This window comes from Bradyrhizobium sp. AZCC 2230 (assembly GCF_036924495.1).
In the GTDB taxonomy this organism is placed as follows: domain Bacteria; phylum Pseudomonadota; class Alphaproteobacteria; order Rhizobiales; family Xanthobacteraceae; genus Bradyrhizobium; species Bradyrhizobium rifense.
This window is the reverse complement of sequence record NZ_JAZHRS010000001.1, coordinates 499,058-512,539: the sequence shown is the minus strand read 5'-3', so window position 1 is coordinate 512,539 and position 13,482 is coordinate 499,058. Positions and strand designations below refer to the sequence as shown.

The 13,482-nt window shown below is 58.0% G+C and carries 6 protein-coding genes; 5 read left to right on the top strand and 1 reads right to left on the bottom strand.

Translation table 11 applies throughout. From position 1 onward, the window contains the following. Positions 1-2 precede the first annotated feature (2 nt). Positions 3-2,117 carry a UvrD-helicase domain-containing protein gene (locus tag V1280_RS02355; RefSeq protein ID WP_334518622.1) on the bottom strand — a complete coding sequence of 705 codons (2,115 nt, stop codon included), beginning with the start codon at positions 2,115-2,117 and terminating at the stop codon, positions 3-5. Positions 2,118-2,190: 73 nt separating this feature from the next. On the opposite strand from V1280_RS02355, the gene V1280_RS02350 reads away from it, so the two are divergent. The 5 genes from V1280_RS02350 to V1280_RS02330 all read left to right on the top strand — a co-directional run bounded on the left by V1280_RS02350 (position 2,191) and on the right by V1280_RS02330 (position 13,388). Further along, complete coding sequence (locus V1280_RS02350) at positions 2,191-6,903, top strand: DEAD/DEAH box helicase (protein WP_334518620.1); 4,713 nt, start codon at positions 2,191-2,193, stop codon at positions 6,901-6,903. Between the two features lie 121 nt (positions 6,904-7,024). Beyond that, entirely contained in the window at positions 7,025-8,533 is a 1,509-nt protein-coding gene (locus tag V1280_RS02345) for an ATP-binding protein (RefSeq protein WP_334518618.1), read from the top strand. Next, positions 8,533-9,504: a PD-(D/E)XK motif protein gene (locus V1280_RS02340; protein ID WP_334518616.1), complete on the top strand. Its 972-nt coding sequence runs from the start codon at positions 8,533-8,535 to the stop codon at positions 9,502-9,504. The genes V1280_RS02345 and V1280_RS02340 overlap by 1 nt, the downstream gene beginning before the upstream one ends. A 3-nt stretch (positions 9,505-9,507) precedes the next feature. Next, the gene (locus tag V1280_RS02335; RefSeq protein ID WP_334518614.1) at positions 9,508-12,456 is read left to right on the top strand and encodes a Z1 domain-containing protein; all 2,949 of its coding nucleotides are present in this window, start codon (positions 9,508-9,510) and stop codon (positions 12,454-12,456) included. 203 nt (positions 12,457-12,659) lie between these two features. Next, on the top strand, positions 12,660-13,388 hold the full coding sequence (locus V1280_RS02330) for a hypothetical protein (protein ID WP_334518612.1): 729 nt from the start codon (positions 12,660-12,662) through the stop codon (positions 13,386-13,388). Positions 13,389-13,482: the final 94 nt, after the last annotated feature.

Below are 13,482 nucleotides of genomic sequence, written 5' to 3'. Positions count from 1 at the left end.
TGCTAGCTGCTCCTCTTGAATGATTTGAAATCAGCTGTACCCGCGAGCTCGACGCCCAGCCAAAGCCTGCTCGCCTGAAAGGGCGCCGCAATATGCGTACAGTCGTCGCCCGGCGAGGTCAGTGTGCGAACTGCAGATATACGAAGATTGAAGAGTTTCCCCGGAAGCGAGTAGCCCTTGCTCCACAACAGATGAAGCAGATCCTTCACGAGCTGGCCACCGCATCTTCCAAGTCGTCTTGCGGGCTCCCCATCTTCCTGAAGATGGATGTCATAGCTCGCCTGTTTCGGGCCAGACATGACCTTGATCAGAACGACCCTGTGTCCGGTCAGTCGCGCACTGTTCTCGATCAGGAATGTCTGAAGCGCCTGGACGCCATCGATGGAATCGTGCACGGCGGGATCGACAAAGCTTTCCGCCAGCACATCACCCGGAATTCCGGCCTCGAGATTTACCCAGCCCTGCCACCAGCGGCAGCGTCTCTCCCGCGACTGGGGAAACGAACGCTTGGTTGGAGGTGAATGAATAGAATCGGCAGAGAGACGCTGAAGCTTGGTTCGTGCACGAGTCACCGCTACGAAATCAACAAATGCTTCCTCATCAGGGTGCTTGTTTTCCTGCTCCGTTGACGATTCACCGGGATCGAGAAGCACGACCGAACCGAACTCGCGTCCCTTGGACTGATGAATGGTTGTGATCAGCAGATTCTCGTTCGATACCCCTTCGTCATCCGGAAACGCGTCAGGCCAGTCGAGCCGCTTACGCAAATCGGAGATGTCGAGTGAAGGAGCCTGCTTGTCAGCTCCAGATGCAATGAGGAGTCTCTCCCATGCCGTCCGGGCGTCCGGCAATGCCAGAGCCTCTACGACGGCATGGTCCAGTTTTGCAGACCAGTGCCCGTGTATTCGATCGAACATCTGCCTGGAGATTGCGCCTGACTTTGAAGGACCAAGTATCGCGCCGATCCAGCCGGGAGGAGCCTCGTTCCGTCCAGCCGTGACCAGCCGAAAGCTGATGTCGGGGGGCTTGTCGCTGTTGCCGCAGAGCTTTTGGGCGACACGGATGGCCTCGCCGTTACTTCTTGTGAGAATAGCGTTGCCTTTGGCTGCGAATTCCAAGCTGGCGGGCCCAAAGTTGGGGTCGACCTCGGGCAATCTGGAGAGCCGTTCGCGGACGAGAGCCAGTTTCTTCGCATCCGGCAGCTTTTTCTTCTCCAGAATCCCTCGCAGCTCCGCAGCAAAAGCCGCGATGTCAGGAGACGCCCGGTGGTTTTGGGTGAGGATGGCCCGCTTCAGCTGTTCGGCATAGCGCGCTTTGAGAACTTCCCAGTAATCTATTCCAACGGCCCCGTCCCCGGGATTTTTTCGGGCTCCAAACTGGTAGATTGCCTGCGCTGGGTCCCCGAGCACGGTAAACCCCGCTCCGGCAAGTCCAGCAGGAGCCAACAGATCGAGCAGCGCCAGCACCATCCTGCCGCGGACGCCGGGCAGATCCTGAAACTCGTCGACAATGACGTGAGCCTTGTCGCCAATAAGTGGTCGGAGCTCTTCTTTCGAAGGACCTTCCAGCAGCTCCGTCAGCAAAGCGATGTTTTCGTCATGACGTCTGACCAGAAGGTCGGCCGGCGAATATCCTCTGAGCCGAAGCACACGGAAGGCCCACGAGTCAAAAGTTCGAATCGACAGATGGCGCAGCTCCTCCAGGGTCACGTCTGCCCCTTCGGGAATGGACTGAATGCGCTGCGTAAGTGTCCGGACCGCACTGCGCGAAAAACTGAGCACCAGAATCTTGCCGCAAGCCGTTCCGCTGCCCACGAGGTGCATCAGTTTGCGCGCAGCGACGTCCGTCTTTCCGCTTCCCGGACCAGCAACGACCAGTGTTCGATCAGAAACCGGAGCGATGACGACCGCGTCCTGCGAGGGATCGGGCTTGCGGCCTCCAATTCCGGCGGCCGCATCTGCCTGGAATGACGCACCTGCGAGATCAATCGAATGCCCGACAAGCGGCCAAAGACGACCTCGGTAAGCAACGCTGGGGCCGCCTGCTGTCAAACGTATCGATCGACGGATACTCTCAACCTTGCGCCCCGCCTTGGTTACAATAATTTCTCGTTCCATTCCCCCGACTGCTCCCTTATGCAACTTTATGATGTATTCAAAAACCGGTCAAATGTGAAAGGAATACAGGGGGATGGACCAGCATTTGTCGCACACCGAATCGGCCCTCGTCGAATACAGTCGCCGACTCTGTGAGGACAGGCTGGCGGCTTACCGCAGTGCACCACACGACGCCGAAGAACACGCCAATATCGAAACGTCCGTAATCGCCGGCGGCTACGCCTATCGACAGGTTGCCGAGCTGGTCCAAAACGCAGCTGACGCAGTTTCCGAGATGAATCCGGAACAAGGCTTCGGGCGCATCGAGATTCGCGCGGATGCGCTCGGACTCTGGGCAGCAAACACTGGCCTGCCGGTCGACAAGGCGGGCGTGCGGGCTCTTCTGAACGCCCACTCTTCGGGCAAGCGTGCGGGTCAGATCGGCCGCTTCGGCCTCGGCTTCAAATCCCTTCTGCGTTTGGGCGGTCGAATTGAAGTACTCAGCCGCTCGGTCTGCCTTTGCTTCGATCCGCGAAAATGTAGAGACCGGATCCGCCGACATGTCGGTCTTGCGGCCGACGCCCCTGCCCCGGGTCTGCGGCTCGCCGACGCCTCAGCCTGGGACCAAACGATAGGCACCATCGAGGGAGCAGATGCCTTCAACTGGGCAACGACCATCGTATTTGCAGAGTTGGTTGCACACGGCGCACGCGAAGCCATAGCCGACGAGATATCCCGGTTTCCCGCTGAATTCCTTCTGTTCCTCCCGTGCGATGTTGAACTGGTTCTTGAAGCCCGTCCGATAAAGCGCTGCCTGAGACGCCGGACGACCGGCGATGGCAGCATAGTCATAGAAGATGAGGCATCCGAGCGAAGCACTCCGCAACGATGGAAGCTGTTCCACACGGACGTGCATATTACGAATGAGGCTGCGCTACACGACGCGACTTCTGTGCATTCCAGAGATCACGTGCCGTTGGTGTGGGCCGCACCTGTCGGCACACAGCGCGATGTCGGGCGTTTCTTTGCATTCTTTCCAACATCAACAGAGACGCGCACGTCAGGAATCCTTAACGCGCCGTGGAAACTGAACAGCGATCGCACCGCCCTGATCCCTGGACCATGGAATTCGGCGCTAATGGAAGCTGCTGCCGAGCTCATCGTGACACACCTCAGCGAGCTCGCTACAGACGAGGATCCCGGGGCAGCCCTCGATGCATTTCCCCGCGAGCTGCCCACGACTACCGACACCGCGGCCCCCCTTGTCAACTCGCTCTGGAACAGGCTGATTGACGAGCCGGTGCTTCCAAACTGCGACAATGAGTTGAAAAAAGCTGCGGAGCTCAGGCGGGCGCCACTCGACTCAACAAATGTCATACAGCACTGGGCAGCACTCGCCTCTCCGAAAGCATGTGAAATTCATGTGCACCCAAGCTGCACTTCCTCGCCTGCCCGTTCCGGACGACTGAACCAGCTTGCCGAGAGGCTTGCACGAACACTGCCCGCCACCGGACATCGCCTTCAGAGAACCGAACAGGTGGAATGGCTGACGATGACGGCCAGCAACGATCCCGAGACGGCCATTGAGGTGCTCGCCCTTTCAGACTTGTTCGCCAAAGCTGTGAGTGGCTGGATCTGGGACAGCATCCGCGAAAAGCTGCCATTGATATTGACGGAGACCGGCGGCCTGACGACGGCACCAAACGTTGCCCTCAATCCTGACACGGAACCTCCGCTACATCCTGTCCATCCGCTGGTTGCTTCTCACACGGCGTCGCGACGGATCCTCCAGGACCGGTTTCACGTCAGCGAAGACGCCGAGGCGGACTGGCAACGTCTGATGGACGGATATCTTTCGCGCGCGGAGCGTGAGAAAGACTGGTCCGCCGTATGGAAGTTGCTGCGCAGGATGCCGCGCTCCGACGCCGCTGACGTGCTGAAAACGCGCTCTGTTTGTGTTCGGACTCTGAGGGGCTGGAACGCTCCGGAACACGTGGTCCGGTACGATCCACTTTTCCTCGACGAGCTTTCGAGCGACTTGCAGGAGCCTGCCCGGACCGAACTCGGAGCCATTATTCTCGATACGGAATTTCACCGAAACGACGAAGTCTTCCTGAAATTTCTTGATCTGGAACTGCCGCAGAAGCTGCGATGGTCGTCCTTTGATGCAGATGATTACGACAACACCGCTGCAGGCAAATGGTACGACGGCTGGCTTCGCAAATGGAGGGAGCGTTATCATAAGAAACTGGGCAACCGGCCTGACGTCTACCTTCTTCGGCCTGATGCGTTCGATATGCCCGTTGGTTGGCAGCTGCTTCTTCTTCTCGAAGGTGAAGCCCGTGAGAAGTTGACGATGTGGCTCCTGCTCCAGCTTCAGGAGAAAGACTTCGTCAACTTTGATACAGTGACGTTCAGACATTCCAGCAGACCTCACGCATGGGCCGAGCAAGAGTATCCACATCCCCTCTGGTCCCTGCTGCTCGAGAGAGGCATCGTCACAAACGACGGGGGCACCCTTCAGTTTCAGGCGCTGCTTTGCGCGAAGGGCGACGCGCGAGCTCAATGTCTGCCTTCTCTCGTCCGGTTCGGTCGCGCCCTCGAACAAATCAAAAGAGCGGGTACCGGATGGCACTCAGGTTTAGGCAACGAGCAAAGCTGGCCCAAATGGCTGAACTACGGTGCCTATGAGAAGGAGGATCCTCAGGTTCTCCTCCCATTCTATGTCCTCGCAGCCAAGGAGGGATTTGCTCCGCAACTGGTCGCATTTCCGAAGGGGCCCGTACCCATAGATAACGTACGGCTTGCTCGCTCTCCGCGAGACGCAAAACTTGCTATGGATGCAGGCTTAAACTCCATCAGCGCAGATCTCGTTATGGCAGCGCTCTGGATTGAGGCGGGCGCCCTTGATCTGGAGGCAGATGGAGGACTTTCTTATGAACCGTGCGAAGGCAGGGTTCCTGAACGCCTCATCGATGTTGAGCCGGCTTTCGCGGACGTGCTCGATGAATCGGCAGCGCAAGACGCATACGCTCTTTTTGTTGACGATCTCTGCCAGACCATTGGCGGAGCCGGGCATAGGATCCCGTGGGCGATTCAAGACAACAGGATACTCATTTGCACCCAGGATTTCGCGCGAACTCCCTGGGCGGATCGACTGCGAATGCTGGCAGATGGCGCGACCGCACTTGGCTGGATCCGCGACACCAGTGCCATGGACCGCATGCGCCTCTCCGGGCCGGCAGCGCGTCGACGTCTCGTTGCAGCAAAGCCCGACCTTCCAGCTCGCTTGCTTGCCGCGACTGGTGGGACTGGCCCCATACTGGGATTGTTCGAGGCAGATGTTATTGCCGAACTGAAGGGTTCATCCACAGAACTCGCTCGCATGGCGGTCACCCTCTTCGGCCCAGCCCTCCTTACGCGCCCGGCAATTCGGGACGCAATGACCGCGGAGGGGCTTGATCCACCATCGCGCTGGGGTTCCGAGGCGGCGGCAGAATTTGTTGCTGCTCTGGGTTTTCCGCCCGAGTTTGCTACCCCCCCGAATCGTCGCAGCGAACCGGAGCTCTCGGTCCCGGGACCGTTTCCTCTCAAGCCGTTGCATGATTTTCAGGAAGACGTCGCAGCCAGCCTCGATGGAATATTTGCTGACACAGGTGCGAAGCGGCGCCGGTGTGTTGTCAGCCTGCCAACCGGAGCCGGCAAGACCAGAGTCGTTGCCGAGGTTGCCGTAACTCGCATTCTGGCTCCCACCAGTCCAAATCGCCTTGTCCTCTGGATCGCGCAGTCCGAAGAGCTTTGTGAACAGGCCGTCCAGTGCTTCCGCCAGCTCTGGCCTAACCGCGGATCCCAAGGTGACACGCTAAGACTGATACGATTCTGGGGCGGGCAAGCAAATCCGAGCCCATCCCGGCCAGGCGAGCCGACGGTCATCGTAGCCTCGATCCAGACGTTGAGTTCTCGCACTGTCGGCAGCAGCCTGGCCTGGGCGGGCGACCCGGGACTCCTCGTTATCGACGAATGTCACCACGCTCTCACTCCATCATATACCGGTGCTCTTCGCTGGCTGAACACGGATCGAACAGACGGAGTGCAGGAGCCTCCGATCGTGGGACTGAGCGCAACACCATTCCGCGGTCTCAATGAGGAAGAAAGCAAACAGCTCGCGCGGCGCTTCGATGAGCGCTTGATTCCGAAGACGCAGTCAACATTGTTCGAACACCTTCAGGAGCAAGGTGTACTTGCGAGGTTCAAATACACTCGTCTGGACATGAACGACCGGTTCGAGCTGACACCGGAGGAAATCCGCAGCCTCGAGACATTTCATCGACTGCCCGAGTCCGCAATGGAAAGGCTCGGAAATGATCCCGAGCGGAATGACCGAATTCTGTCGGCCATCGCAGCGGCGTCTGAGCAGTCGATCCTGATTTTTGCAACCTCGGTTGCGCATGCAAACCGTCTTGCTGCGCGACTGACCTTGCTCGGAATTCAAGCAGCAGCAGTGTCGGGAGAGACCGACAGAAGCTCGCGACGCTGGTTTATCGACAGGTTCCGACGAGGAGACGTCAGGGTGCTCTGCAATCACTCGGCCCTGACGACCGGCTTCGATGCACCCGCGACTGATTTGATTGTCATTGCACGGCCGGTCTTCAGTCCGTCCCTGTACATGCAGATGGTGGGACGTGGCTTGCGTGGCCCGGCCAACGGCGGCAAGCAGCAGTGTCGTATCCTGACAATTCAGGACAACCTCGATCAGTTTACCGGGAAGCTTGCTCACCGGTATTTCGAACAGCATTACATGTCCTGAGCACAACTGGTCGGGACGGACAGTCGCACAATTTTTTCAACAAGCCGACAATGCGCCGGCGCCATCGGATGCCTGAATAACCGACAATGTTGGTCGAAACGCGATTTCAAAGGGGGATTAAGTGGATTCAAGGGTATGGATTAAGGATGTGCCCATCACAGGGCAAAAGGTTATCGAGCCAGACGCAAGAGTCGTCGATGCATTCCAGAATATTGGCTATAGCCTGGAAGCCGCGCTCGCAGACCTCATCGACAATTCAATAGATGCCGGCGCGAAGCGCGTCCTCGTCCGCTTTGTCCGTACAGATAACGAACTGCACAGTCTGGATGTAGTGGATGATGGACGCGGCATGAGCGATGCCGAGATCGATCGTGCCATGAAGTTCGGGGGCCAAAGGACCTACCAGAGCGGCGATCTCGGTATGTACGGGATGGGATTGAAGGCCGCTTCTCTCAGCCAGGCAGACAATCTCACTGTGATATCGCGAGCCAACCGTCGCCCGGCGGTTGGTCGCCGGTGGCAGGCAAAAGAGGCTCGACGCGGATGGCAATGCGACGTCGTGTCCGGCCAGTTTGCCGACGAAGCGCTGGACGTTGCATTGAACGGTCTCGATTTATCGCACGGTACGATCGTCCGGTGGGATCAAGTCCGCGATTTCAGAAAAGCCAGCGGTCGCGTGGACGCATACGTTCAGCGCACCCGTAATACACTTACGGTGCATCTTGGACTGCAATTACACCGCTTTTTAGCCGGTGACAGGCCTAAGCTGGAAATACTCGTTAATACACTCAACGTTCAGACGGGCCAGCTAAGCCCTGACTTCAAGGTAACACCTCTGGATCCCTTCAGTTACACCCATCCCGGATCAAGAAAATATCCCAAGGACTTTCAAGTCACCATTCCGCAAGTCGGAGACCTGACGTGCCATGCACACATATGGCCAGCCAGAACAAAGGAGGCTGGTTACAAGCTTGGCGGCGGCTCGGTCGCTCGCCGGCAGGGATTCTACTTCTACAGGAACGATCGCCTTCTTCAGGCGGGCGGCTGGAATAACTATCGCGAAGATGGCGAACCACACCTTTCGCTTGCGAGAGTCGCCATTGATCTACCGCAACGCTTTCAGAACTTTTTCAGCGTCCGTTTCAACAAGGCCGCAGTGGACGCGCCGCGCTCGTTCGTGGACGCTCTTGAGCATGCCAGATCATCAGACGGCACCACGTTTCCGGAGTTCGTCGAACGCGCGCAGGTCGTATACCGCTCAAAGCCGGAGCGAAAGCTGGATCCGGTGTTTGCCCCGGGAAGAGGCATTCGCGCTGCCGTAGCCGAGTCAGTACGCTCGACACGCTCTGTAATACCTCGTCACACCATCGACGTCGTGTGGGCAACTCTTCCCCGGAATACGTTTTTCGAGATTGATCGCGACAGCGATCAGCTTCTTCTCAACAAGAGGTTTCGTAGCGTTCTCCTCGCTGGACGCCCTGCCTCATCTGCCGATCTGCCGGTTATGAAGACCCTTCTCTATCTGCTCACTGAAGAGTTGTTCCATGGCGAGCGACAGAGTGGCATGGAGAGACAACGACTCGAAGCCTATCAGGCGGCACTGGTCGCGGCAGCGCGCGAGGAAGAGTGATGAAACCTTCACGACATCAGGACTGGAGTGATTTCAGGGATCTCGTCGACAGCGGCAACCCCGCACTCGTCGTCATTCCAGGCTCTCCACGTGCTGTTTTCTTCACCGAGTCCGGAGGATTCCGCGTCGGCTTACGCCTGGCATGGTCTGGCGTTGTACCACCGTTGCACCTCCATGAACTCTCCGCGGCGAGCGTCGCCTTCGATGGCGAGCGGTATCTGGAAGTTTCGACGCAGCAAGACAGCACGTACCAGGAATTCTACGCGTTCGCCTGCAGCCTGGCTGATCGCGTTCAGCTGCGCGGTCAATCCCCGAATGTTGCGCTTCTGGACTCGTTAAAGAACTGGGAGAGCCTCTTTGCAGAGAGCCCTGTGCTGACTATTCCGGCACAGGCTGGTCTGTTTGGAGAGATCTGGGCATTGGCTCGCATCGCGGACGACCTGGGCTGGCCAGCTGCACTTGCCTCCTGGAGGGGACCGGACTCAGGTGAGCATGATTTTTCGCTCAAGCACTACGATATTGAAGTCAAAACAACAACGCGGGAACGACGTATTCACACAGTTCAGTCCGAGACCCAGCTCCAGCCATCGCCAGGGAGGCCTTTGTATCTACTGTCCCTCCAGCTAACGGTTGGAGGACTGTCAGGACGCTCGCTTTCTGCTGCGGTCGAAGAGGCCAGAAGGCAGGTCCCGCCTGCGCTGGAGCCGCAGCTCCTCGAGAAGCTCAGGGACGGCGGCTGGCGGCTTGAACATGACAGCTACTACACCACGCCATTTCTGTTTCGAACGCTCCCGGTTCTCGTGCCGGTTGATGAGACGTTTCCGAAGCTGTCACTCGAGAACCTCACGCTCGATCCGGGCATAAAGGCACGGGTGACAAATGTCTCGTATGACATCGACGTGGAGGGGCTGGGTGTCGAAGACGGTTCCAAACCATTTTTGGACATCCTTCCCGGCAAGAAGGAAACATGACGCATGCTGACGTCAGGCCAGATCGACACCGTGATCGCGTGCTTCAATGCGCTAGTGTCCCGTCCGCGGCCACTTATGCCCCTGCTTCAGGCATTGACTGCAGATGGTCAGGCTCCAGATGAAGCTGCTCTCACAGAGCATCTGCGAGCCGCCGACCAAACAGACCCGGTCGTGAACCGGCTACGCTATCTGCTGGTCGCGTGGGACGCGTCAGATGGAGACTGGACCGCCGGATCGACACCTAACACCAAACAGCGGCGAGAACGGATCTATGACGTCCTTAATGTGGGCCAATCGGTTCGGACCACTCTCGACGACCGCCTGCCCTTTGCACCGTCGCAACCGGCTACGCTGATCTCTGATGAATTTCAACGCTGGTACAGTCACGAAGTACGACAAAAGCAGGATTTTTACTGGAGACATTACAAGGAACATCTCCTGGCTGTTCGAGGCCTCGGGCCTGATGCCGTACAGAAGCTTGATGAGAATACCAATCACGTACTCGAGCGGATGGCCAGTCCTGAACGAACTGACGCCTATCAGGCGAAAGGGCTAGTCGTCGGATACGTGCAAAGCGGCAAGACAGCAAACTTCACCGGTGTCATCGCGAAGGCGATAGATGCAGGATATCGACTTATCATCGTTCTTTCGGGACTGACGGATCTGCTTCGCAACCAGACACAGCGACGCATCGATATGGATCTGGTCGGCAAGGAGCAGATCAGGCCAACGGATGACATTGACCCCGACTTTGACTACGCAACGGATCCTCATTGGGACCGGTTTATCTCCTACGGCGGGCGGCCCGTCGATCTGGGTGGCACCCGAATCGTCCGCCTGACGGGAGCCGGCTCCGCTGGGGAATTCCGGAGCCTGCAACATGGCATCGTAAGCCTCGAAATTGAAAAGCGCGTTCCAAAACTGCCCCTGTTTGACCCTGCCAACCTGCCCTTCGCAGGAGCACGCGTGCTTGTCATAAAGAAGCATCCGCAGATAATCCGGAAGCTGATACGCGATATGGCGCGCATCGGACGCCAGTTGTTCGCCGAAGTCCCGGCACTCGTGATTGACGATGAGTCAGACCAGGCTTCTCCGAATACAATCTCTCCCAGGACTACCGGTGCAAAGCGCGTGACCGCGACCAATGATCGAATCCGAGACCTTCTGAAAATTCTTCCTCGCGGTCAGTACGTCGGTTACACGGCAACGCCGTTCGCGAACGTATTTATCTCGACGCTGGACGCTGAGGATCTGTTTCCGAAAGACTTTATTCTGTCGCTGCCACGTCCCAACGACTACATCGGCGTCTCGTTTTTTCACGACCTCGATAAAACGTTCGACGACGAAGAGCAGAATGTTTCCAACTCGAATGAACGGGCCTTTGTGCGTGATGTGCCCCGCCCCAAGAAGGAGACTGACGACAGGTTAACCGAAGCGGTCGATGCCTTCGTCTTGAGCGGCGCTTTGAAGCTATACCGGATTCGCAACGGCACCCCCATCGATGCGACCCACCACACGATGCTCGTTCATTCGAGCAGCCTGCAGGCCGATCAGAGTACGGCGGCAAAGTTGCTGCGGTCGATCTGGCGCCAGACCGGCTACGACGGAGGTGCGGGCATTGCTCGATTGCGCGCCCTGTTCGAGAATGATTTCTTGCCCGTGTCACAGGCTCGTGGCCAGGCCCTCCCGTTTCCGCCCTCTCTCGACGAATTGTATGGAGATATTGCCGAAGCGATCCGCAGGATCGAGAATGACGATGGTCCCGTTTACATTGTGAACGGCAGCGACGAGGCGGACGACCCGGATTTTGATTTGCGGCCGGTGTGGAAAGTCCTTGTTGGCGGAGCGAAGCTGTCCCGCGGATACACGGTCGAAGGCCTCACAATCTCGTACTTCCGTCGTCGGTCCACCGCGCAAGATACCTTGCTGCAGATGGGCCGATGGTACGGTTTCCGGCGTGGGTACCATGACCTTCTGAGACTCTACCTTGGTCGCAGCGAGCCGCTCGACAAGAAGGGCAAGAAGACGCTCGACCTCTACCGCGCCTTCGAAGCTATCTGCCGGGACGAGGAGGCATTCCGGAACCAGCTCGCTCGCTACGCACTACCAACCGACGGATCAAAGCCGGTCAAGCCGAAGAATATACCACCTATCGTGTTCAATTCGCACCCGCAGTTGCGACCGGCGCCTGCCAACAAGATGTTCAACGCGCAGCTCATTGCAGAGAATTTTGGCGGTCAGTGGATCGAGCGAACAGGGCTGACCAAGCGTGACGTTGAGCACAACGCCTCCCTGTTCGAGAAGTTACTCGCTACCAGACCGCCTTCGCCCACAAAATTCTCGGCAAAGGTTGACGGTGTCGGCGAGACCCCTCTCTTCGACGCGTTTGCGCTTGTAGCCACCCACAAGGAGATCCTGGAGGTGCTGCGGGGAATGCGCTGGACAACAAGCGATTTGTTGAGTCTCGAGCTCGGCTATTTGAGTGGCGAAATGGGTGATCCAGCCGTTGACGATTGGGCGGTGATCATGCCGCAACTAAAAAAGCCGAAGCGCCAGTGGGAAGCCGCCAAAGCGAAATTTGCATGTGTTGAACGCACATGGATTGAAACTCCGAGCGGCGGCAGATTCCTTGCTTTCTCTGACCCGAAGCATCGGCTGGTTGCTGAATGCATCGCGGGCATCCACAAAAATCCCACGTTGAAGCAATCAGGAGCTGATCTTTGCAAGGAGCGTCGCGGTGTTGTGTTGCTATATCCCACAAAGATAAAGGGCCTTGTCATTGGCCCGGACTCGACCTTCATGGGCATTGCCGTGCTTCCGCCCGCCGGCACCATAACAACTATTGCAAAATTCGTCGTTCGACAGACCTCACACCCGGACGCGGTCGTCGTGAATGTTCCCTCGCGCGCGACCCAGACACCACGCAAGAAAAAGTCGTCGAAATCACGATGATCCAGATCTGGAGACCGAAACGGCGCGCCGGCCCCGGTCACCCGACTTGCGCGACTCCTCGCCAATCGGGCCGACGAAAGCTGAAGTAGGTACCTTCACGGACACAGTTTCAGATACGTGACACAGGTGCGGCGAGGCACGGTCACGTCCGCAAAGATTGCGCTAATCCCTCCACGAGACTCCCAGCGCCTTGTGAGGTGTGCGTGCATATCATTTCTCGCGAAGAACTTTACGAACAGGTCTGGGCAAGACCGATGACCAAGGTTGCAGCCGATTATGGCGTAACCAGCACAGCCCTCAAGAAGACCTGCGACCGCCACAAGATCCCTACCCCCGATCGGGGATACTGGGCAAAGCTCGAGCACGGCAAGCCGGTTCGCAAGAAACCGCCGCTGCCCACGCTGACCGGCACAAAACTCGACCAGGTGCACATCAACGGTGGGACATCGGAGCGCCAGTCGGAAGAGGTCAGAAACGCGGCGACGGAAGTCCGGGAGCGGCTTCAGTCAATGAACCTGGATGCCGCCGCGGCAGCGGCCCTAACCGACCCCGATGTGAAAGAGCCATCGATCCTGAGCGCGACGCGTCGGGCAATTTCCAAGGGCCGTCCCGACACTCAGGGCTTCAAGAGCAGTCAGGGACGGGGAATCGTCCCTCTCAAAATCGCACCTAACTCAATAGACCGGGCTCTTCAGCTCCTGACCCGACTTTTCGCTCTTGCAGAAACCGAGGGATACCGCCCGAAGATCAGCGACGCTGGTCTCGATCTTGCGACCGAAGACGTGGCAATTGCATTTGGTGTTGAAGAGCGGCCCCGGAAGACACCACATGAGCCCACCGCAGCTGAATTGAAGCGCAAGGACGACAATCTGCTGATTCCGCTCGATGTCGCCCACCTTTCCGGAATGATCTCGCCCACCGTTCCGATTTGATGTCGCCCACCATTCCGAGATGATCTCGCCCACCATTCCGGGATGATGTCGCCCGGGGTGACGAGGCCTCTTCTGGCTCCGATACGGTCCCGCC

What these genes read in the sequence shown, in the direction of transcription:
- V1280_RS02350 (WP_334518620.1), top strand. Translation starts at nt 2,191, where the DNA reads ATGGACCAGCATTTGTCGCACACCGAATCGGCCCTCGTCGAATACAGT.
- V1280_RS02340 (WP_334518616.1), top strand. Translation starts at nt 8,533, where the DNA reads ATGAAACCTTCACGACATCAGGACTGGAGTGATTTCAGGGATCTCGTC.
- V1280_RS02335 (WP_334518614.1), top strand. Translation starts at nt 9,508, where the DNA reads ATGCTGACGTCAGGCCAGATCGACACCGTGATCGCGTGCTTCAATGCG.
- V1280_RS02355 (WP_334518622.1), bottom strand. Translation starts at nt 2,117, where the DNA reads ATGGAACGAGAAATTATTGTAACCAAGGCGGGGCGCAAGGTTGAGAGT.